We start from the raw sequence: 21,777 nt of genomic DNA on the forward strand, positions 1-21,777 counted from the left end.
CAGGGAACGGTTCGCACCGGGATGTGACGGGACTGCAACAAAATCCCGAGGCCCAAAACAGTTGACCCCGCCCGGGGGGACATCCGGGCGGGGTCGGGGCACGACACGGGGTGGATGAGGCGCCCGTGTCGGACGCAGGATCCACGTGAGATCGGCCTCAGGGACTCAAATCAGAAGCAGGTACGAACGCGGCCAACGTACTGGCCAAAAGCGTTGTACTGGGCGGCCCAGCCGCAGCGGTGATAGCCGTTGTAATAGGGGTCGTTGCTGGCGGCGATCGCGGAGCCGACGACGGCGGCGGTGGCGATGCCCAGGCCGACGCCGACGCCCCAGCCGAGCGGCTTGGCTTGCGCCTGCGAGGTGGTGGCGACGACGCTGCCGGTCAGGGTGAGCGCGGTGAGAGCAACTGCGAAAGCTTGGTCTTGATCGACATGTGAAACTCCATCCGGGTTGAGGCGGTCCGTTGTGGCCCGCGCACCGAGTTGGACGGAGGCTCCGCGCGTCCGGTTCGGAACCGGCAAAAGCGGAGCTCAAGCCTGGTTCTTTCCCGAATGATTCCAGGAGGATAGGCGCTAGCCGAGTGGGCCTTTGGCGAGCCTGTTCACGTCGAAGTTATCAACCTCGGCAAGCAGCTCGCAAAACGCGCGGGCGCCCTGGTCGATCAGCCGCTCGCCTTTCGCGGCGACGGCTAGCGTCGCATTGCCGACGGCGCCGCTGGGGTTGAGATCCTGCGCCTGCCAGGCGAACGGTGCGGGTCGCTGCGTCGACAGCCAGCGATATTGCTGCTCCATCGCGATGCTGCTCGCGGGAAAATCCGCGATCGCATCACCGCGCACCCGATCGGGATAGCGCGCCAGCATGATTGAGGTCTCGACTGCACCGCCGTGGATGCCGTGGCGTACTTCGTCGGCCGGGAACAGCTGGTCCGCGCCCGACAGCCGCGACCACGACGTGGTCACCACGAACAGTTTCTGATGCGCGCGAAGATCCTGCGCGATCAGCATCATTGCCGCGCTGTTGCCGCCATGGCTGGTGATGATGACGAGCTTTTTCAATCCGCGGCGCGCGATGTCTTCGCCGATCGCGGTCCATTTTTTCAACGCGACTTCAGTCGCTAGCGTCTGCGTGCCCGCATAGTCGATATGCTCGGTGGAAATCCCGATCGGTTCAACGGGCAGGAAAGTGGCCGGAGTGCTCTGGGGCAGGAGCTCGCGCACCCGCGCCACATAGGCGTCGGCGATCAGCACGTCGGTCTCGAGCGGCAGATGCGGGCCGTGCTGCTCGGTCGCCGCCAGCGGCAGCACTGCGATCCAGCGCGACACCTCGGCGGGGCTGGCATCGGCCCAGCGGATCTCGGTCCAGTCGCGGGAAGGCGTCATCAAGGTTTCTTTGCCCGAATTTGTCGCGTAATTTGGGTTATCAGGGGACGCGGGCCAGGCCGGCTCGCGTCCCTGAATGTCTTGCGGTTTTATCGCGTTGCTTGGACATCGGCTAGAAGCGATCGACGGAGTCCCATCATGAGCCCCTCTCATCTGCGGCGAGCCTTAACGGCGGGCTTGATGGCCGCTTTCGTCTCGGTCGTTCCGGCGCGCGCCGAAACCCTGGACAAGGTCATGTTCGGCACCAATTGGGTCGCCGAGGCCGAGCATGGTGGCTTCTTCCAGGCGGTCGCCGACGGCACCTACAAGAAATATGGGCTGGACGTCACCATCGTCCCCGGCGGGCCCAACGAGAACAACCGGATGCTGCTGATCGCCGGCAAGATCGATTTCTTCATGGCAGCGAACACGCTGATGTCGTTCGACGCGGTCGCCAACAACGTCCCGGTCGTCACGATCGCCGCGGTGTTCCAGAAGGATCCGCAGGTGATGCTGACGCAGCCCGATGCCAAGGTCGCCAAGATCGAGGACCTCAAGCCGCTGACGCTGTTCGTCTCCAAGGAGGGCATGACCAGCTATTTCCAGTGGCTGAAATCCGAATACGGCTTCAGCGAGAAGAACGTTCGTCCCTATAATTTCAACCCGCAGCCCTTCATCGCCAATCCCAAGAGCGCGATGCAGGGTTACGTCACCTCGGAGCCGTTCGCGGTCGAGAAGGCCGCCGGCTTCAAGCCTAACGTGTTGCTGCTCGCCGATTACGGCTTCAACACCTATTCGACCCTGATCGAGACCCGTCGCGACGTGGTCGAGAAGAAGGCCGACCTGGTGCAGCGCTTCGTCGACGCCTCCATGTACGGCTGGTACAATTACATCTACCGCGACAATTCCGCGGGCAACGCCATGATCAAGAAGCTCAATCCGGAGATGACCGACGAGCTGCTCGCCTATTCCGTCGCCAAGATGAAGCAATACGGTATCGTCGATTCCGGCGACAGCTTGAAGAACGGCATCGGGGCCATGAGCGACGAGCGCTACACATCCTTCTTCAACAAGATGGTGAAGGCGGGCGTCGTGAAGCCGGACCTCGACTTCCGCAAATCCTATACGCTGCGCTTCGTCAACAAGGGCGTCGGCGTCGAGCTGCGCCCAAGCAAGCCGTAGCACAAGGTCGATGTCATCAGTCAAAACTCCGGCGGGGGTCGAGACCGGACTGACGGCACTGGCCGTCAGCGTGCGCGGCGTGACCAAGGCCTATGACAACGGCGTGATGGCGCTCGGCCCGCTCGATCTCGCGGTGCGCAAGGGCGAGTTCATTTCGCTGCTGGGACCGTCAGGATGCGGCAAGTCCACCGCGCTACGGCTGATCGCCGAGCTCAGCGCGCCGTCCTCCGGTATCGTGCGGCTGGTGCGTCACGAGAGCAAGGCGCAGCCAGGTCATATTCAGCCAGGTCATTTTCAGCGAGGTCATGGCATCGGCTTCGTGTTTCAGGAACCGACCCTGATGCCCTGGACCAGCGTGCGCGAGAACGTGCGGTTGCCGCTGAAGCTCGCAGGCGTTCCGAAGGCGGAAGCGCGCGCGCGTGCCGACGAGGCGCTGGCAAGCGTCGGGCTTGCCGATTTCGCCGAGGCTTTCCCCCGCGAGCTCTCCGGCGGCATGAAGATGCGGGTGTCGCTGGCACGCGCGCTCGTCACCGACCCTGATATCCTGCTGATGGATGAGCCGTTCGCGGCGCTCGACGAGATCACGCGCTTCCGTCTCAACGACGACTTGCTTACGCTGTGGCGCAGGCTTGGCAAGACCGTTATCTTCGTCACCCATTCGGTGTTCGAATCCGTCTATCTGTCGCAGCGCGTGGTGGTCATGACGGCGCGGCCGGGCCGGATCCAGGCCGACATCCGCATCGAGACGGTCGAGCCGCGCGGCGAGGAGTTTCGCACGTCGGTCGCCTATTCCGATTATTGCCGGAAAGTGTCGGCCGCGCTGGCGCCGTCCTATGCAGGGCAGTCGACGCTATGAACGCGCAAGCTCCCGTGACTGCGAAGCCGTCCGGCGCAAAACGCGCGTTGCGTTTCGTGCTGCCCGTCATCGTATTCGCGGCGGGGCTCCTCGCCTGGGAGCTCGTGGTCCGCATCAAGGACATCCCGCCTTACGTGCTGCCGGCGCCCTCCGTCATTTTCCTGACGCTGATCAAGGACTGGGCTGTGCTGTCACAGTCGCTCGCCGCGACGCTGCTGACCACGCTTGAAGGTTTTGTCGCGGCCAGCATCGGCGGCATCGCGCTGGCGCTGCTGTTCAACCAGTCCAAATGGGTGGAAGCTTCACTGTTCCCCTATGCCGTGGTACTTCAGGTCACGCCTGTGATCGCGATCGCGCCGCTGCTGCTGATCTACCTGGAGCAGCAGACCGCGGTCGTGGTCTGCGCCTTCATCGTCGCCTTTTTCCCGGTGCTGTCGAACACCACGCTTGGGCTCAATTCGGTCGATCGCAACCTCGCCGGCCTGTTCCAGCTCTATGGCGCCTCGCCGCAGCAGACCCTTCGCTTTCTCAAGCTGCCGTCGGCGCTGCCTTATATTCTCGGCGGCTTGCGCATTGCCGGCGGCCTGTCGCTGATCGGCGCGGTCGTGGCCGAGATCGCGGCGGGAACCGCCGGCGCCGGCTCCGGGCTCGCCTACAGGATCGCAGAATCCGGCTACCGGTTGAACATACCCCGCATGTTCGCAGCGCTGCTGCTGTTGTCGCTGGCCGGGATTGTCATCTATGGGGTGCTGGCGCTAGTTTCCCACCTCGCTTTACGGCGCTGGCACGAGAGCGCGCTTGGAAAGGACAACTGATGACCACCGGTTCGATTTCGTCCGAAAAGATCGACCTTCTGATTTATGGGCCGGTCCGGCCGATCCTCGAGAACGGGTTTTCCGATCATTTCGTCGTGCACAAGGCGGAGACGCGAGGCGATCTCGAGCGGCTGACGCCGGCGGTTCGCGACAAGATCCGCGGCGTCGCGGTGACCTATCACACCGTGCGTGCCGACAAGCAGTCGCTGTCGCAATTGCCCAGGATCGAGATGGTGGCGAGCTTCGGCGTCGGCTACGACCATGTCGACGCCAAATACGCCGCCGAGCACAACATCATCGTCACCAATACGCCCGACGTGCTGACCGAGGAGGTCGCCGACGTCGCGATGGGCCTTCTGATCTCCACCGTACGTGAGTTCATCAAAGCCGACCGTTATGTGCGCTCCGGCCTCTGGCAGACCCAGAACTATCCGCTCAGCGTCGGCTCGCTGCGCGACCGCAAGGTCGGCATCGTCGGCATGGGCCGGATCGGCCAGGCGATCGCGCGCCGGCTCGATGCCTCGCTGGTGCCGGTGGTCTATCACACCCGCAATCCGTCCAAGGACGTCTCCTACAAGCACTACCCCGACCTGATCGAGATGGCGAAGGCGGTGGATACGCTGATGGTGATCGTGCCCGGGGGCGCTGCTACCGAAAAGATGATCAACGCGGAGGTGCTGAAGGCGCTCGGCCCGCGCGGTGTGCTGGTCAACGTCGCGCGCGGCTCGGTGATCGACGAACCGGCGCTGGTCCAGGCGCTCAAGTCCGGCACCATCCTTGCCGCCGGTCTCGACGTGTTCGCGGCCGAGCCGAACGTGCCGGACGAGCTCAAGGCCATGCAGAACGTGGTGCTGCTGCCGCATATCGGCTCGGCCTCGGTGGTGACGCGCAACGCGATGGATCAGCTCGTGGTCGACAATCTCAAGTCCTGGTTCGCCGGCAAGGCGCCGCTGACGCCGGTTGCGGAAACGCCGTTCAAGGGGCGCTGATGAGAGCTCTTCGGGTCGTCGCATTCGCCGTCGCGGCCTACTTGGCCGCGATCGGCATCGCATTGGCGCAGGATACGACGACCCTGAAGAAGGCGATGCCCGGGCAGTGGGAGCTCTCGACCACCGAGCGCAGCAAGACCTGCGTCGTCACGCTCAAGGCCGACACTGCTGCTCAAGGCTTCAAGCTCGAGCTGGAGCCGGCCTGCAAGGCTGCGCTGCCTTTCACCAGGGATATCGTCGCCTGGAGTGTCAAGGGTCTCGACATTGTCCGTTTGCAGGATGCGAGCGGTGAGGCCGTGATCGACTTCACCGAGGTCGAGGCCGGCATCTTCGAGGGCCTGCGGCAAGGCGAGGGCGTCTACATCCTGCAGGACCTCGCCGCCGCACGCTCGATGGCGAAGTCGATGGACCAGATGATCGGCGACTGGTCGATCGTGCGAGGCAACGGCCAGCCTGTCTGCGGGCTGACGCTGACCAACACGGAAGCGGGGCCGGACAATTTCCAGGTCTTCCTCAAGCCGAAATGCGATGCGTCCATCGCGCAGTTCAACCCGACGCAATGGCGGCTTGAGCGCGGCCAGATCATCCTGCTGTCGAAGGCCGGCGAGGCCTGGCAGTTCGAGGCCGACGACAACGCGCAATGGCGGCGCGTTCCCGATACCGCCGATCCCCTGATCATGCTGCGTCAGTAGGCGCCGCCACTTGACGCGGACATCCGCGCTACGTCGTCGGCTGGGTGGCGGCCCCTTGCCTCGGGCGGGCCGGGGCGTGACGTCAGCGTGATCTCCGCAAGTCTGGCAGGCCGCCGGCGCACCGCGTGTGAAGTGGGTTACAGCCTCGCCGGCAAATGAGCGGCAGGATCGGTATCGAGGTGACCGCCCGCGAGGGAACCGGCAGGGACGCTGCTTCGTTAGCGCGCGAGGCAGTCCGGCAAGGAGCCCTGCATGACCAAGCGCGTGCTCGCGATCGGCATCGAACCTGGGAACGCGGACTACAGCGCATTCCCCCAGATCACGCCGGAGCTCGTGCGCGACTACATCGATGCGCAGCTGCTGCGCCTGCGCGATCTCGGTTACGAGGTCACGAGTTGCCTGATCGATCTCGATGCCGCGGCGGAAGCCGCCGTCACGGCGGCGCTGCGCGACGAGAAGTTCGACTGCATCGTGATCGGCGCGGGCCTGCGCGAGCCGAAGGAGCGCCTGCTGCTGTTCGAGAAGGTGCTCAACCTCGTCCACCGCCTGGCGCCTGACGCCGCGATCTGCTTCAACACCACGCCTGCCGACACCGTCGAGGCCGTGCAGCGCTGGGTGGATGATTGAATGGCGCTTGCCCGCGTTTGCGTCGCACGCGGCGGGGTTTGGGCCGTCTTCGCGCTACGCTTCCGGCGCCATCGCGGAGCGTCGCTAGGCGCGGCGCCGGCAATTTGCCTGGTCCGTATCCGGCTCCGGCGCTATGACTGGCCTTACCACAGGGAGGGCGAGAGCATGCTTCGAGGTCTTCGTATTGGAAGTCTTGGCATCGGAAGTCTTGGAATGGCAGCGTTTCTGGCGGTCGCGATCGCGGCCCCCGCGCATGAAGCGGCGGCGCAGGACGCAATTGGCGGTGCCATCCTCGGCGGCGTCGGTGGAGCGATCGTGGGTGGCGCCATCGGCGGTGGTCGCGGCGCCGCCATCGGCGCCGTCGTCGGTGCCGGCACGGGCGCTGCGATCGCCTCCGAAGGCGAACGTCGCCGCTCCGGCTACTACGCCTATCAGCGCGGCTGCTACATGCAGCGCCGGGACGGCTCGTACGTCCCGGTCGATCCGCGATACTGCTACTGAGCGATCGGCCCTATCACGTTTGACGTCGGCATCGCTGTCGTGCGTCGAAACGCCGTGCTTTTCTAGATCAACCGCAGCCCGCGCAGGCTGGCATGTCCGCTCTTGCCGACGATGATGTGGTCGTGCACGGCGATGCCGAGGGGTTTTGCGATGTCGATGATCGCCTTGGTCATCTGGATGTCGGCCTGCGACGGCGAGGGATCGCCTGAGGGGTGGTTGTGCACGAGGATCAGCGCGGTCGCGGACAATTCCAGCGCGCGCTTGATCACCTCGCGCGGATAGACCGGGGTGTGATCGACGGTGCCGGTCTGCTGCACCTCGTCGGCGATAAGCTGGTTGCGCTTGTCGAGGAACAGCAGGCGAAACTGCTCCTTGTCGGCAAACGCCATGCTGGTGCGGCAATAGTCGATCACCTCGTTCCAGGACGACAGCGCGTTGCGGCTGTTGACCTCGCCCTTGGCGACGCGGTGGGCCGCCGCCGCGATCAGCTTGAGCTGGTGGATCGCGGATTCGCCGATGCCGTCCACCTCGCGTAGGCGCGCTATTGGGGCATGGACGACCTCGGCGAACGAGCCAAAGGTCTTGATCAACGTCTTTGCCAGCGGTTTTGTGTCACGCCGCGGCAGCGCCGGAAACAGCGCCATCTCCAGCAGCTCGTAGTCGCTGAGCGCGTTCGCCCCGGCGCTGTAGAAGCGCTCGCGCAGCCGTTCGCGATGGCCGAGATAGTGCGGCGCTTCCTCAGGCTTGCTCTTGTCGTGGTCGGTCTTGGCGGGCATCGGCCGCCAGCATTGCCGCGGACCGGCGCTTTTGCAACCGTCAATTGCGGGACGGCGCGCAGGTCCCGGCATCGGGCTTTGAAGATGATGACTCAGCCCGCCGGTCTCCTGGCGCCGTGCGCTGGCGCGGGCACCGTGACCGCCACCACACCGGCGAGAATGAGCAGCATTCCGGCAAGACTGGACCAGGTAAATTGCTCGCCAAGCCATGCGGCGCCGAGCGCCACCGCGAAACCGGCGCGCAGATAGCTTCCGCTTGTCGTACCGAGCGGACCGAGCGTGTGGATCAGCCGGAAATAGATCACCATCGCGAAGGCCGTGCAGACCACCGCGAGCGCGATCACCGCCGCGATCGCCTGTGCCGGCGGCTGCGCCAGTGCCCATGGCCGTTCGAGAGTGGCGGCGATCGGGAGCATGAGAAGCGCGGCGCAGCCCATGGCTCCGGCCGCCGTGACGATCGCGGGAAAGCCCGAGAAGCGCTGCCCCCATATCGGCGCCAGCGCGTAGCAGAGGCTCGCGCACAGCACCGCCGCTTGGGCCAGCGGAGCGGTCGTGCCGATCTCCGCAAACGCATCGACACCTATCGTCAAGGCGACACCCGCGAGACCGAGACCGACGCCGAATATTTTCTGGCCGTTGATGGTCGGTCGCCCGCCGCCGGTCATCATCGCGATCGCGAGCACGAACATCGGCGGCGTTGCATTGAGGACGCCGGCGAGACCGCTTGCGATATGGGCCTCGCCCCAGCTGATCAGGGTGAAGGGCAGCGCGCTTTGCAGCAGTCCTTGCACGAAGAGAGCCGTCCAGTCCGATCCTCGGCGAGGAAGGGCGTATCCCTGCGCGAGAGCGATCAGGATCAGGATTATTGCCGCCATCGTCACCCGCGCGGCGACCATCGTGAAGGGCGGAATCGTCGGGATCGCGACCTTGATCAGCGTGAACGAGCTGCCCCAGATCAGCGAGAGAAGCAGCAGGAGCCCGATTTCGAGCGAGAGAGTGGTTTTCCTTGACGCCGTTTGTTGCGGCTGCGTGCTCATGCGATTTGCTCCTGAAGCGATCGACACCATGATCCGGAGCGCCGCGCGAGGCTGGCTGAATTCGGACCTCATCGCCCGATCGAGTCCGATTTCAGCTACTCGGCGCGCTGCGCGGGCGTTATTCTCCCGCAATGGCGACAAGCTCGGCGCATCGGCAAACGCTGCCACCGCATCTCGACTGGGAAACCTGCGATCGGGCTCGGCTGGCGCGTGCGCGTGCCTTCGACGGACTGTTCTTCTCCGGTGTCCGCTCGACGCGCATCTATTGCCGGCCGGTCTGCCCCGTTCGTCCGGCCCGCTCCGAGAACGTCACCTTCTATGCGACCGCTGCCGCCGCCGAGCGGGCCGGCTTTCGCCCGTGCCTCCGATGCCGGCCGGAAGCGGCGCCGGGTTCGCCGGCCTGGATGGGAACGGCGAGCACCGTGGCGCGCGGAATGCGCCTGATCCATGACGGTTTTCTGGATCGGGCTTCAATGACGGAGCTTGCAGAAGCCCTCGGCGTCGGGCCGCGTCACCTGCTTCGCCTGTTCATGCGTCATGCCGGGGCGAGCCCGAGCGAGATCGCAGCGACCCGGCGTGTGCAGGAAGCAAAGCGTCTGATCGATCAAACCAGCATGAGCTTGGCTGAGATCGCTTTCGCCGCAGGTTTTGGCAGCGTTCGCAGATTCAACGATGCATTTGCCGCGACTTACAAGCGGCGACCATCGTCGTTCCGCCGACCGCGATAGGCTGGTGTCGGCGCTTTAGCCCGGGATCACCCGATCTGCTTCTCGCCGTGTCGCTCCGACAGCGTGAAGATCTCGACGCCGGTGGCGGTGACGCCGACGGAGTGTTCGAACTGCGCCGACAGCGAACGGTCGCGGGTCACCGCGGTCCAGCCGTCGGAGAGGATCTTCACATGCGGCTTGCCGAGATTGATCATCGGCTCGATCGTGAAGAACATGCCGGGCTTGAGCTGCACGCCCTCGCCGGGCCGGCCGATATGGATGATGTTCGGCTCGTCGTGGAACATGCGCCCGAGGCCATGGCCGCAGAAATCGCGCACCACGCTCATGGCCTGCGGCTCGACGAAGCTCTGGATGGCGTGGCCGATGTCGCCGGTGGTGGCGCCGGGCTTCACCGCGGCGATGCCGCGCATCATCGCCTCATAGGTCACCTCGATCAGCCGCTCGGCCTTGCGCGCGATCGGGCCGACCGCATACATCCGGCTGGAATCGCCGTACCAGCCGTCGACGATGAAGGTGACGTCGATATTGACGATGTCGCCCTCTTTTAGCGGACGGTCGCCGGGCATGCCGTGGCAGACCACGTGGTTGAGCGAGGTGCAGGTCGAATAACGATAGCCGCGATACATCAGCGTCGCCGGATAGGCATTGTGGCTGAAGGCAAAGTCGCGGACGAACTGGTCGATGCGCTCGGTCGGCACGCCGGGCCCGACGATGTCGGTGAGCTCGTCGAGGCACTTCGCCACCAGCGCTCCCGCCTTGCGCATGCCGGCAAAGGCGCTTGGCCCATGCAGCTTGATCTGTCCGGTCTTGCGCAGGGAGGTATCGGAGGCTTCGACGTAGCTCATGCGGGCGCTATCTTCTGAGGTGGGGCTCGATATCGGTGGAAAGGCTTGATTTCACGCTCCAATTTAATGATTGCGCGCCTTCATGCAAGTCAGGCGTGCCTGCCTTGCGCCTGCAAGCTGGCCTAATTCGGGACTTCCACGGTGGTTTCCACCGGCAGGGCGCCGCCGCGGATGCGGATTTCGCGGACGGGGTACGGAACCCGGATGCCCTCGCGCTTGAAGGCGTCCCACAGCGCCAGCATCACGTCGCTCTTGACGTTGTCCATGCCGTCGGGGTCCGCGATCCAGAAGGTCAGTGAGAACTTCATCCCGGCTTCGGCGAACTCGGTCAAAATGCTGTTCGGCGGCTTGCCCTTCTGCGCGCGCGGATGAGCGGCCGCGGTTTCGGCGGCGAGCTTGCACACCAGCCGCGGGTCGGCGTCGTAATTGGTGCCGAAGGCGATCTTCACCAGCGTGTTCTTGTCCGTGTAGGTCCAGTTGACGACTTTCTGCGTCACCAGGTCCTCGTTCGGCACCAGGAACTCGCGGCCATCGCCGGCGGCGACGGAAATATAGCGCGTCTTCATCGCGCTGATCCGTCCGGTGTTGTCGCCGATGGTGACGAGATCGCCGGGCTTCACCGATTTGTCGGCGAGCAGGATGATCCCAGAGATGAAATTGGCGACAATCTTCTGCAGGCCGATACCGATGCCGACGCCGACCGCGCCGGAGAACACCGCGAGCGCCGACAGATCGATGCCGACCGCGCCGAGCGCGATCACGATGGCGACCGCAAGCAGGCCGATGCGGATGATCTTGACCAGCAGCACCTGCACCGACGGAGTCAAATCGGTGGTCGAGTTGATCCGGCTCTCGGCGAAATTGCTGGCGATGTTGGTGAGCCAGAGCGCGATGAGCAGCAGCGCGCCGGCCTTGATCACGAGCAGCGGCGTCAGCCGCAGGCCGCCGAGCACGATGGCGAAAGAATCGAGCAGGTCGACCGTCGCATCGAGCTGGCCGAGGATGGAGAGCGCCGCGACGAACCATGCCGTGATCGACACCAGCTTGACGATGAAGGCGTTGCGCAGCACCGACGTCAGCAGCCGGATCGCGAGCCAGGCCAGCCCCAGCTTGGCGGCGACCATCAGGAGATAGCTGCGGCTCGGCCAGGTCGCGTGGTACATCACCACGCGCGAGACGATCACGAGCAGGGTGAACGCCGCCGTCGAGGCGCTGGAGACCATCACCCGGACGAAGTGCCGGAGCGGCAGCGGCCAACGCATCGCCAGCGAGGTCATGTCGACGCGGCTGCGAACGGCGGCTTCCGCGGCATAGGCGACGCCGGCCGCAGCCAGAATGAGCCCGAATTGCAGGTAGAACCAGGGCGACGAGATCTCCGCCCCGACGCTGCGCGCCGTGGTCTGCACGAACTCCGTGAAGTCTTTGAGGTCCATGTCCATCGGTCTCGTCGGGAAGCGGGCGGGAGGCGTTGATTCGGGGGCGCCGCAGACTCCCACAAAGGGCGCGGCCGGACCACCGATACACCGCTAAGTGAAGTGCGTTAAGGCCGCAAATTGCGGGCAGATTGCCGCGAGCGGGAGAAAATGGGTTGGCGTGGGAGTCCGCCGACGATAAGGATGCACTTCCAGCGATTTGTACCCGGAAGGTGGATGGCTTCCCTCGATACTGTCAGCCTCGCCATATTGCTCGGCGCCGTCCTGGTGTTGGCCGGGATCCTGTCAAGCCTGCTTGCGCTGCGCTTCGGCGCGCCCCTTCTGCTCGTCTTCCTCGCGATCGGCATGCTCGCCGGCGATTCCGGGCCCGGGCAGCTCCAGTTCGACGACGTCCGCACCACCTATCTGGTCGGCTCGGTCGCGCTCGCGCTGATCCTGTTCGATGGTGGCCTGCGGACTCGCTTTGCCAGCATCCGCACCGTGCTCGCGCCCTCCGTGGTGCTCGCGACCGTCGGCGTGCTGCTGACCGCGCTGATCACCGCGCCGTTCGCGAAATATGCGCTCGACCTCAACTGGACGGAGTCGCTGCTGGTCGGCGCCGTGGTGGCCTCGACGGACGCGGCCGCAGTGTTCTTGCTGGTGCATACCCAGGGCCTGCGCCTGCGCCCGCGTGTCGGCGCGACGCTGGAGGTGGAATCCGGCACCAACGATCCCTTCGCGATCTTTCTGACCCTGATGCTGGTCGAATACATCTCGCTGGGAGTGGGTACGGCCGCGCATGTGCTGATGGAGTTCGCCCAGGAGGCCGTGCTGGGCGCCGTCGTCGGGGTGATCGGCGGGCGTCTGGTCGTCATCGCGCTCAATAAGGTCGCGCTGCCGCAGGGCCTTCATGCGCCGTTTGTCACCACCGCGGCGCTCGTCATCTTCGGCGGCTCGCAGATTATGCACGCTTCCGGCTTCCTCGCGGTCTATCTCGCCGGCATCATCATTGGCAATCGCCCGACGCGCGCGCATAATTCGGTGGTGGCCTTCCTGGATGCGGCGACCTGGCTGGCGCAGATCGTGATGTTCGTGCTGCTCGGCCTCTTGGTCTCGCCGAGCCGGCTTGGCGGCAGCGTGCTGCCGGCGGTCGGGATCGCATTCGTCCTGATGCTGGTGGCGCGGCCGATCGCGGTGTTCGTGTGCCTGGCGCCGTTCCGCTTCAACTGGCGTGAAAAGATCTTCATCGCCTGGACCGGCCTGCGCGGCGCGGTCGCGATCTTCCTGGCCTCGATCCCGATGCTGGTCGGGCTGTCGAAGGCCTATCTTTATTTCGACGTCGCCTTCGTTGTCGTCATCATCTCGCTGCTGCTGCAAGGTTGGACCCTGGCGCCGGCCGCGCGCAGGCTGCATGTGGCCCTGCCGCGCGCCGAGCGCGGCCCGCGCCGTGTCGAACTGGATCTGCCCGGCCAGCTCGAGCAGCAGCTCGTCGGCTATCCGGTGCGATCCAAGAGCCTGTATTTCCGCCGCGGCCTGATTCCGTCCTGGTCGAAGCCGACGCTGGTGATCCGCAACGAGAGTATTTTGACTCCGGCAGAGGCCGATCCGGTCGCGCCCGGCGACTACATCTATCTGCTGGCGCCGCCGGAAAAGGCCGAATCGCTCGACCGCTTCTTCGTCGACATGCAGCCGAGCTCGGCGCCCGATCCGCACCTGCTCGGCGACTTCATGGTCTCCGGCGAGCACACGCTCGCCGAGCTCGCGGAGATCTACGGCGTGAACGTCGGTGAGGACGAGAGCAAGCTGACTTTGGCCGATTATTTCGACGTCCATCTCGACCGCGCGCCGAAAGAGGGCGCCGAGCTCGTGCTGGATCCGATCGTGCTTGTGGCGCGCTCGATCTCCGGCGGCCGCGTCAACGTCGTCGGCCTACGCCTGCCGGAAGACGAGGAAACGCCCGCGCCGCTGACCCGCAGGCAGGTCCTGCGGCGCAGGCTGGCGGAGCTGTGGACGTCCGTGGCGGGGGTTTAGCTGCCACGCAATCCGCGTCGAGTTTGGTAGGTCGGAACCAACTACACACTCCCGTCATTGCGAGCGCAGCGAAGCAATCCAGACTGCCGCCGCGGAAAGATTCTGGATTGCTTCGCTGCGCTCGCAATGACGGGGATGGACGGGCAGCGCGCCTTCACGTCAACACCTTCACCCCGCCGAACGACGTCACCCGGCCCTGCTTCAGCATCACGATCTGCGTGGCGAGCTGGCGCAGCTCGGCGGCGTCGTGGCTGACATAGACCATGGGGACGTTGGCCTCATCGCGCAGCCGCACCAGATAGGGCAGGATCTCCATCTTGCGGCCCTCGTCGAGCGCGCCGAGCGGCTCGTCCAGCAGCAGCAGGCGCGGCCTCGACAGCAGCGCGCGGCCGAGCGCCACGCGCTGGCGCTCGCCGCCTGAGAGCTTTCCGGGGCGGCGACCCTGCAGCGCGCCGATGTCGAGGAGCTCAATCACGCGCTTGTGCTGCGCCGGGTCGGGCGCGAGGCGGTTCATTCGCCTTCCATAGTCGAGGTTCTGCGCGACGTTGAGGTGCGGAAACAGCCGGGCATCCTGGAACACATAGCCGATGCGGCGGCGCCAGGTCGGGACATGAATGCCGGCCACGCTGTCGTCAACGGTCTCGCCGTCGATCACGATGGTGCCGCGGTCAGGCCGCAGCAGCCCCGCGATCATGTTGACCAGCGAGGTCTTGCCGGCGCCCGACGCGCCGAACAGGCCGATGACGCGGCCTTCGCTCGCGAAGGAGGCCGTGAGCGAGAATTCGCCGAGCTGCTTTTCGATGTCGACGCGCAGCATGGTCAATTCCCGTGCAATCGCGCGGTGGCGCGGCGGGCGAACCATTCGGCTGCAATCAGCGCGCCGAGCGCGAGCACGATCGAGACGATCACGAGCCGCCCCGCGGCGGCGTCGCCGTCCGGCGTCTGGATCAGCGAGTAAATCGCCGACGAAATGGTCTGGGTCTCGCCGGGAATGTTGGACACGAAGGTGATGGTGGCGCCGAACTCGCCGATCGCCTTGGCAAAGCCCAGCACCATGCCGGCGAGGACGCCGGGCAGCGCCAGGGGCAGCGTCACCGTGAAGAACACTTTCCAGGGCGTGGCGCCGAGCGTCTCGGCGGCCTGCTCGAGCCGGCGGTCGATCGCCTCGATTGACAACCGCATCGGACGCACCAGCAATGGGAACGACATCAGGCCGCAGGCGAGCGCAGCACCAGTCCAGCGAAAGGCGAAGACGATGCCGAGCGTGTCCGCGAGGAAGCCGCCGACGAGGCCGCGGCGGCCGAATGTCAGCAAGAGCAGATAACCGGTGACGACGGGTGGCAGCACCAGCGGCAGATGCACCAGCGCATCGAGCACCGACTTGCCCCAGAAATCACGCCGCGCGAGCAGCCATGCCAGCGCAATGCCGAACGGCGTTGCCACCAGCGTTGCGATGATTGCGACCCTGAGCGAGAGCAGGATCGCGGTCCATTCGGCGGGAGAGAGGTCGAGCATCAAATCGCAGAAGTTAAGTCGCAAGGGTTAAGTTGTCGGGCTGATCAGGAACTTGAAACCGTATTTTTCAAAAATGGTCTTGGCGGCGGCCGAGCGCAGGAAGGCGAGATAGTCGCTGGTCTCGCTCTTTGCTGTCGTGGTCGCGGCGACGGGATAGATGATCGCGGGATGCGAATCCGCCGGGAAGGTACCGACGATCTTCACGCCGGGCTCGATCTTGGCATCGGTCGAATAGACGATGCCGAGATTGGCCTCGCCGCGCGCGACCAGCGTCAGCGCGGCACGCACGCTCTCCGCCATGGCGAATTTCGGCTCGGCCGCCTGCCACGCTCCGAGGCTCGTAAGCGCCGCTTTGGCATATTTCCCCGCGGGCACCGACCTGACGTCGCCGGTCGCGATCCTGCCGTCGCCGGCGAGTTTTGCGAGGTCGAAACCCTGCGCGATGCTGACGTTGTCGAGCCTGGAATCCCTCGGCGCGATCAGCACGATGCTGTTGCCGAGCAGATTGACCCGGGTCGGCTCGCTGATGGTCTTCTTGGCGATCGCGTAGTCCATCCAATCGGTATCGGCCGAGACGAACACGTCGGCCGGCGCGCCCTGCTCGATCTGCCTGGCGAGCACCGAGCTTGCGGCATAGCTGACGCTGAACTTGACGCCGGTCCTGGCGGTGTAGGCCGCGTCGACCTCGTCGAGCGCGTTCTTCATCGAGGCGGCGGCGAACACAGTGATGGTCTTGTCCTCGGCTCTAGCGGGCGAAAGGCTCGCGGCCAGAACGAAGAAAGCCGAAAAAAGCACGGAAAGGCGGGACATCGGAAGCGCTCCATGCGCGCGCTCAGGGCACGCAAGACGGCGCGCGCAAGACGGCGTTGGTTGAGTTAGGCTGCGACCGGCGGAAGCGCTGTTCCGGCAAGCCCGACGGACTTACGGTCCGGCAAGCGATCGCCGGGTGCGACCATAACAGGCTGGCGAAACAGGTCAAAGCCGACGTTTGGTCCGATCCAGCTCGCAATCCTGCAAGGCGAGGAGGACAACCGGCTATGGCTTCGCATTGCCCGCGTGCAGCACGGCCTTGCACGCCGCCGGCATCTGCGCCAGCGTCATCGGCGGTTTCGGCTTCGGCGGCTCCGGCGGGGGCTTGGGGTGCAGCACGGCGTCGCTGAACCAGTAGGCGAGATCGGAGGGCTTGCAGCCTTCGTCCTCGGATTGCGACGACTGGCCCTCGCAGTCGCCGGCGCCCGCCGGGCAGCGCATGCGGATGTGGAAATGATAGTCGTGGCCCCACCACGGTCTGATCTTCGACAGCCAGGAACGGTCGCCCTTGGCCTCGCGGCACAGCGCCTTCTTGATCGCGGCATTGACGAAGATGCGCTGCACCGCTGGCTCCTGTGCCGCGTCGCGCAACACCAGCACATGGCTTGGCGTGAACACTTTCGGATCGATGTCGAGCCGGTCCTGCCGCACCATCATCACCGCCGACATCTCCTCGCGCTCGTCACGCGACAAGCGACGGTCCGGCATCGGCGTCAGCCAGATGTCGGCATCGAGCCCGATCTGGTGGCTGGCATGGCCCGACAGCGCCGGCCCGCCGCGCGGCTGAGCGATGTCGCCGACCAGGATGCCCGGCCATCCCGCGTCCTTGTGCGTCCTGGCGGCGAGGCGCTTGATCAGCGCGATCATCTCGGGATGGCCGTAGCTGCGGTTACGCGACAGCCGCATCACCTGCCAATGGTCGCCGTTGATCGGCATCTGCTCGGCGCCGCCGATGCAGCCCTTGACGTAGGAGCCGATGACATGGGCCGGCCCCTTCGACGGCAGCAGCTTTCGCGCGAACAGCTCCTTGGCGGCAATATTGGGATCGTTCGGATTGGCGAGCGGCGGCAGCGGCTTTGGGTTGACGCTGCCCTTGTCCTGGGCCAGCGCGTCGCCAGCGGCCAGGAGTGTCATGACGAGCAGGAGAGGGGCAAGGCGGCGGGGACTCATGCTGACATCCTTATAGCCCAACACCGCGCCGGGGTTAAGAAACAGTCCTTCCGCTGAAATATCGTCCGAAAGTCGCAGTTCCGCGGCGCCGGCCGGCCGATTTTTAACGACGCGATAACCCTCTCATGCATTGACCAAAATTCGTGCGTGGGATGCGTCCTCATTTCCTTCTGCATGCAATCGGATACGATCCGGGAAATGATTCAAGACAGCGCGCAATTCTGCGCCATCTCGTTCTCCGGTGACGACGACGCGATGCGCCTGGCGCGCCCATCGGCGCTGCCGCGCCTTGCAAACAGGCAATAGGAGCCGCCTTCTTGCGGCCGCCAGACCGGGCGTCCAGCCGCCATGCCACCTAGGATTACTTTTTTTTCAGACACTTGCTCCAAAACTGCGGTCGCTGGGTGCGACTGGGAAGAGTGAAGTTGAGTTTGGGGCCTCGAAGAACAAAAAGACGAAACGGAAGCGTGCTTGCTCACACCGGCCTGCACCCGCGCAAGCCGCGCTTTGCGCGCGCCCCTCATCCTCGGTCCGAACGCGACGAAGTTCTGCGCAGCCGCGCCGAGGCGGAGGCCGCGATCGCGGAAGCGCGCAAATCCCATGAGCGCCTGCGCCAGGCCATCGAGATCCTGCCGCAAGACATCGTGTTTCTCGATGCCGAGGGCCGCTACGTGCTCTGGAACAAGCAATACGCGGAGATCTATAGCAGGACCGCCGATCTGTTCGAGGAAGGCGCGCGCCTCGAGGATACGCTGCGCATCGGCGTCGCCCGCGGCGACTATCCCGAGGCTGCCGGCCACGAGGAAGAATGGATCGCCGAGCGGCTGCAAAAGCTCTATCAGCCCGGCGCGCGCCACGAGCAGAAGCTGGCGGACGGCCGCGTCATCCTGATCGACGAGCGGCTGACCGACGACGGCGGCGTCGTCGGTCTGCGCGTCGACATCACCGAGTTGAAGCAGCGCGAGGCCTCGTTCCGCCTGCTGTTCGACGGCAATCCCGTCCCCATGATCGTCTGCGCGCTGGACGACGAGTGCATCCTCGGCGTCAACGATGCCGCGGTCGCCCATTACGGCTACAGCCGCGCCGAGTTCGAGCGGCTGAAAATCCGCTCCCTGCAGGCTTTCGACAGCGAGCCGCCCTGGAGCGTCGATACGACCGGCGAGGATCAGGCCGGGCGCACCTGGAAGCACGTCAAGGCCGACGGCGCTCTGATCGACCTTGCGATCTACTCGCGCGAACTGACCTATGCCGAGCGGCCCGCGGTGCTGCTGGCGCTGATGGACATCACCGAGCGCAAGCGCGCCGAGGCGCGGCTCGCCTTCATGGCCCAGCATGACGGTCTGACCGGCCTGCCCAATCGCAATTTGCTGCGCCAGCGGGTCGACGAGATGCTGCTGCATAGCCGTCGTAGTACCGACAAGGTCGCCCTGCTGATGCTGGGGCTCGACAATTTCAAGGCGGTCAACGACACGCTGGGACACGCGGTCGGCGACAAGCTCTTGCGCGGCGTCGCCAAGCGGCTGCGCTCGACCTTGCGCGAGGACGACGCGCTGGCGCGGCTGAACTCGGACGAGTTCGCGATCGTGCAGAGCGGCCTGACGCGCCCCGAGGACGCGGTGCTGCTGGCAAAACGCCTGCTGGAAGCCATCGCTGATCCCTATCTGCTCGACGGCCATTCGGTGGTGATCGGCGCCTCCATCGGCATCGCGATGGCGCCGGGCGACGGCGACGATTCCGAAAAGCTGCTCAAGAGCGCCGACATGGCCTTGTCGCGCGCCAAGCTGGATGCGCGCGGCACGTTTGCGTTCTTCGAGGCGGCGCTCGACGCCAGGGCACAGACCCGCCGCAAGATCGAGGTCGAGCTGCGCGACGCGATCCAGAACGACGTGCTGCGCCCCTATTACCAGCCGCTGATCGACCTCTCGAGCGGCCGCATCACCGGCTTCGAGGCGCTGGTGCGATGGCCGCATGCCGAGCGCGGCATGGTCTCGCCGGCCGAGTTCATTCCGGTCGCGGAAGAAACCGGGCTGATCAATCCGCTCGGTGGCCTGATGCTGCGCCGGGCCTGTCTCGATGCCGCGACCTGGCCGGACGACGTCCGCGTCGCCGTCAACCTGTCGCCGCTCCAGTTCCGCAGCGGCAATCTGCTCTCCGTGGTGACCGATGCGCTGAAGCATTCCGGCCTGCCGCCGCGGCGGCTCGAGCTCGAGATCACCGAGACGCTGCTGCTCGAGAAGAGCGCCCAGGTGCTGGCGACGCTGCATGCGCTGCGCGCGCTCGGCGTGCGCATCTCGATGGACGATTTCGGCACCGGCTATTCCAGCCTCAGCTATTTGCGCAGCTTTCCCTTCGACAAGATCAAGATCGACCAGTCCTTCGTGCGCGATCTCGGCGCCAACCGCGAGGCCCAGGCGATTATCCGCTCCATCGTCAGCCTCGGCAAAGGCCTCGGCGTCATCATCACCGCCGAGGGCGTGGAGACCGAAGCCGAACTCAGCTGCCTTCGGGCCGAAGGCTGCGACGAGGGCCAGGGCTTTCTGTTCAGCAAGGCCCGTCCGAACATCGAGATCATCAGCCTGCTGGCGGCGCAGCGCGGCATCGATGGCGTGGACGACGAGGATGCCGCGCTGGTGGCCTAGGACGGGATATCCGCTTCCGTTCGGAGAATGGAGACCATCTCCGATCAATATCCTGCCGCTAATCCCGAGTTGCGGCGTGGGTCGTTCGCACCATAGTAGCGGTTGATGCCGACCTGCTTGCCGTTCAGTGATGGCGCGCCGACGATGATGAGCGCGAGATGGTTCGCCGGTTGCGGCGGACCGAACTTGTGGCCCATACCTTCCAGGATCTTGCGCGTGTCCGGTGACAGCGCATAGGTTTCGACATTGGTCAGGTCCGGAAGCCATTGCTGGTGGATTCGCGGCATGTCGACCGCCTCCTGCGCGTTCATGTCGTAGTCGATCGCGTTGATCATGGTTTGCAGCACGGCCGTGATGATGCGGCTGCCGCCGGGCGTGCCCACCACCATGACAGTCTTGCCGTCCCTGGTCACGATGGTCGGGCTCATCGAGGAGAGTGGACGCTTGCCGGGAGCGATGGCGTTCGCCTCACCCTGCACTAAACCATAAAGATTCGGCACCCCGATCTTGGCGGTGAAGTCGTCCATTTCGTCGTTGAGCAGCACGCCAGTCTTGGCCGCCGTCACCTTGGCGCCGAACCAGTCGTTCAGCGTGTATGTCACCGAAACCGCGTTGCCGTCCTTGTCCGCGATGGAATAATGCGTGGTGTTGCTGCCCTCGTGCGGCGCGACGCCGGGCTTGATCTCCTTGGAGACGCCGGCCTTGTTCGGATCGATCACGGCTCGGATATTGCTCGCGTATTTCTTGTCGAGCAGGCGATCGAGCGGATTTTTCACGAAATCGGGATCGCCGAGATAGCTGTTGCGGTCGACGTAAGCGTGGCGCATGGCTTCGATCTGCACGTGCACGGCCTGCGCGGAGTGGTAGCCCAGCTCTTTGAGCGGATAGCCTTCCAGGACGTTCAGGATCTCGCAGATAACGACGCCGCCCGAGCTCGGGGGAGGCGCGGAAATCACGTGGTATCCGCGATAGTCGCATTCGACCGGTGCGAGCTCACGCGTTTTGTAGCCGTCAAGGTCGTCCTGCGTCAGCAGGCCCTTGCCTGCCTGGCTCGATGCCACGATCGCGGAGCCGACCCAGCCCTTGTAGAAGCCGTCGGTGCCTTTGCTGCTGATCTCGCGCAATGTCTTGGCGAGTTCGGGCTGCACCAGCTTGTCACCCGCCTGGAACGGCTGACCGTTGTTGAGGAAGATGGCGCCCGATGCGGGGTCGTCCTGAAAATCCGCAGTGGCAGTGCGCAACAACTCGATGTCGCCCTGGTCCAGCGTAAACCCCTGCTCGGCGAGTTGGACCGCGGGAGCAAGCAGGTCGGCGCGCTTCATGGTGCCGTATTTTTCGCGCGCATATTCCATACCCGAGACGGATCCTGGCACGCCCACCGCGAGGTGCCCCTTGGTCGAGAGCCCCTTGATGACGTTGCCGTCCTTGTCGAGATACATGTTCGCGGTCGCACCTTTGGGCGCCGTCTCGCGGAAATCGAGAAAGGTCTTGCGGCCGTCGGCGAGCTGCACTGTCATGAAGCCGCCACCGCCGAGATTGCCGGCTGCCGGGTAGACGACTGCCAAAGCATAGCCCACCGCTACTGCGGCATCGACCGCATTTCCGCCACGCTTGAGCACATCCACGCCCACTTGGGTAGCCAGATGCTGCGCGGACACCACCATGCCGTTTTCAGAGGCGACCGGCGCCACCGAGGCCGCGCGTGCCGGGCTGAACGTCAGGAGGCTGACCGATACCATCGCGGCGACGATCGACCGCAGGTTTGTTGGTGTTTTGGACACGGCGAACACTCCT

The 21,777-nt window shown here is 65.1% G+C and carries 20 protein-coding genes and 1 pseudogene; 10 read left to right on the forward strand and 11 right to left on the reverse strand.

Annotation, left to right across the window (positions count from 1 at the left end; translation table 11 throughout):
- Positions 1 to 170 precede the first annotated feature (170 nt).
- Both IVA88_RS02165 and IVA88_RS02170 read right to left on the reverse strand, forming a co-directional pair.
- Positions 171 to 433: pseudogene (locus IVA88_RS02165) on the reverse strand (hypothetical protein).
- Positions 434 to 572: 139 nt separating this feature from the next.
- A complete protein-coding gene (locus tag IVA88_RS02170) occupies positions 573 to 1,379 on the reverse strand; it encodes a creatininase family protein (RefSeq protein WP_247495663.1) in 807 nt (268 codons plus the stop codon).
- 138 nt (positions 1,380 to 1,517) lie between these two features.
- Between IVA88_RS02170 and IVA88_RS02175 the strand changes: the two genes are divergently transcribed.
- The 7 genes from IVA88_RS02175 (at position 1,518) to IVA88_RS02205 (ending at position 7,020) form a co-directional block, all read left to right on the forward strand.
- Positions 1,518 to 2,540, forward strand: coding sequence for an ABC transporter substrate-binding protein (locus IVA88_RS02175; RefSeq protein ID WP_247495664.1), 1,023 nt, complete (start codon positions 1,518 to 1,520; stop codon positions 2,538 to 2,540).
- Between the two features lie 10 nt (positions 2,541 to 2,550).
- Positions 2,551 to 3,396, forward strand: a complete 846-nt coding sequence (locus IVA88_RS02180; protein ID WP_247495665.1) for an ABC transporter ATP-binding protein — start codon at positions 2,551 to 2,553, stop codon at positions 3,394 to 3,396.
- Positions 3,393 to 4,211 carry an ABC transporter permease gene (locus IVA88_RS02185; RefSeq protein ID WP_247495666.1) on the forward strand — a complete coding sequence of 273 codons (819 nt, stop codon included), beginning with the start codon at positions 3,393 to 3,395 and terminating at the stop codon, positions 4,209 to 4,211. Before IVA88_RS02180 ends, IVA88_RS02185 begins: the two co-directional genes overlap by 4 nt.
- Entirely contained in the window at positions 4,211 to 5,200 is a 990-nt protein-coding gene (locus tag IVA88_RS02190) for a 2-hydroxyacid dehydrogenase (protein WP_247495667.1), read from the forward strand. The genes IVA88_RS02185 and IVA88_RS02190 overlap by 1 nt, the downstream gene beginning before the upstream one ends.
- Complete coding sequence (locus IVA88_RS02195) at positions 5,200 to 5,892, forward strand: AprI/Inh family metalloprotease inhibitor (RefSeq protein WP_247495668.1); 693 nt, start codon at positions 5,200 to 5,202, stop codon at positions 5,890 to 5,892. The genes IVA88_RS02190 and IVA88_RS02195 overlap by 1 nt, the downstream gene beginning before the upstream one ends.
- Before the next feature lie 252 nt (positions 5,893 to 6,144).
- Positions 6,145 to 6,519, forward strand: coding sequence for a hypothetical protein (locus IVA88_RS02200; protein ID WP_247495669.1), 375 nt, complete (start codon positions 6,145 to 6,147; stop codon positions 6,517 to 6,519).
- Between the two features lie 165 nt (positions 6,520 to 6,684).
- Positions 6,685 to 7,020 (forward strand): glycine zipper domain-containing protein, encoded by a 336-nt coding sequence (locus tag IVA88_RS02205; protein WP_247495670.1) that lies wholly within the window; start codon positions 6,685 to 6,687, stop codon positions 7,018 to 7,020.
- Positions 7,021 to 7,082: 62 nt separating this feature from the next.
- Here IVA88_RS02205 and radC read toward each other — a convergent pair whose 3' ends face one another.
- On the reverse strand, positions 7,083 to 7,796 hold the full coding sequence (gene radC, locus IVA88_RS02210) for a DNA repair protein RadC (RefSeq protein ID WP_247495671.1): 714 nt from the start codon (positions 7,794 to 7,796) through the stop codon (positions 7,083 to 7,085).
- A gap of 92 nt (positions 7,797 to 7,888) precedes the next feature.
- Complete coding sequence (locus IVA88_RS02215) at positions 7,889 to 8,833, reverse strand: EamA family transporter (protein WP_247495672.1); 945 nt, start codon at positions 8,831 to 8,833, stop codon at positions 7,889 to 7,891.
- Between the two features lie 131 nt (positions 8,834 to 8,964).
- Here IVA88_RS02215 and IVA88_RS02220 point away from each other — a divergent pair, with 131 nt between their 5' ends.
- On the forward strand, positions 8,965 to 9,561 hold the full coding sequence (locus IVA88_RS02220; protein WP_247495673.1) for an Ada metal-binding domain-containing protein: 597 nt from the start codon (positions 8,965 to 8,967) through the stop codon (positions 9,559 to 9,561).
- 26 nt (positions 9,562 to 9,587) lie between these two features.
- Here IVA88_RS02220 and map read toward each other — a convergent pair whose 3' ends face one another.
- Together map and IVA88_RS02230 are read right to left on the reverse strand one after the other, a co-directional pair.
- Positions 9,588 to 10,406, reverse strand: coding sequence for a type I methionyl aminopeptidase (map, locus tag IVA88_RS02225; RefSeq protein WP_211400020.1), 819 nt, complete (start codon positions 10,404 to 10,406; stop codon positions 9,588 to 9,590).
- A gap of 122 nt (positions 10,407 to 10,528) precedes the next feature.
- Positions 10,529 to 11,845 (reverse strand): mechanosensitive ion channel domain-containing protein, encoded by a 1,317-nt coding sequence (locus IVA88_RS02230; protein ID WP_247495674.1) that lies wholly within the window; start codon positions 11,843 to 11,845, stop codon positions 10,529 to 10,531.
- A gap of 210 nt (positions 11,846 to 12,055) precedes the next feature.
- On the opposite strand from IVA88_RS02230, the gene IVA88_RS02235 reads away from it, so the two are divergent.
- On the forward strand, positions 12,056 to 13,849 hold the full coding sequence (locus IVA88_RS02235; protein ID WP_247495675.1) for a potassium/proton antiporter: 1,794 nt from the start codon (positions 12,056 to 12,058) through the stop codon (positions 13,847 to 13,849).
- Between the two features lie 154 nt (positions 13,850 to 14,003).
- On the opposite strand, the gene modC is transcribed toward IVA88_RS02235, so the two are convergent.
- From modC to mepA, 4 genes are all read right to left on the reverse strand, one after another.
- Positions 14,004 to 14,666 (reverse strand): molybdenum ABC transporter ATP-binding protein, encoded by a 663-nt coding sequence (modC, locus tag IVA88_RS02240; protein ID WP_247495676.1) that lies wholly within the window; start codon positions 14,664 to 14,666, stop codon positions 14,004 to 14,006.
- Positions 14,667 to 14,668: 2 nt separating this feature from the next.
- On the reverse strand, positions 14,669 to 15,364 hold the full coding sequence (modB, locus tag IVA88_RS02245; protein WP_247495677.1) for a molybdate ABC transporter permease subunit: 696 nt from the start codon (positions 15,362 to 15,364) through the stop codon (positions 14,669 to 14,671).
- Between the two features lie 27 nt (positions 15,365 to 15,391).
- Positions 15,392 to 16,174: a molybdate ABC transporter substrate-binding protein gene (gene modA, locus IVA88_RS02250; RefSeq protein WP_247495678.1), complete on the reverse strand. Its 783-nt coding sequence runs from the start codon at positions 16,172 to 16,174 to the stop codon at positions 15,392 to 15,394.
- A gap of 225 nt (positions 16,175 to 16,399) precedes the next feature.
- Entirely contained in the window at positions 16,400 to 17,344 is a 945-nt protein-coding gene (gene mepA, locus IVA88_RS02255; RefSeq protein ID WP_247495679.1) for a penicillin-insensitive murein endopeptidase, read from the reverse strand.
- 467 nt (positions 17,345 to 17,811) lie between these two features.
- Between mepA and IVA88_RS02260 the strand changes: the two genes are divergently transcribed.
- On the forward strand, positions 17,812 to 19,983 hold the full coding sequence (locus tag IVA88_RS02260; protein ID WP_247495680.1) for an EAL domain-containing protein: 2,172 nt from the start codon (positions 17,812 to 17,814) through the stop codon (positions 19,981 to 19,983).
- 44 nt (positions 19,984 to 20,027) lie between these two features.
- On the opposite strand, the gene ggt is transcribed toward IVA88_RS02260, so the two are convergent.
- Positions 20,028 to 21,722: a gamma-glutamyltransferase gene (gene ggt / locus IVA88_RS02265; protein WP_247495707.1), complete on the reverse strand. Its 1,695-nt coding sequence runs from the start codon at positions 21,720 to 21,722 to the stop codon at positions 20,028 to 20,030.
- Positions 21,723 to 21,777: the final 55 nt, after the last annotated feature.

The sequence above is a fragment of the Bradyrhizobium sp. 149 genome, assembly GCF_023073915.1.
GTDB lineage: Bacteria > Pseudomonadota > Alphaproteobacteria > Rhizobiales > Xanthobacteraceae > Bradyrhizobium.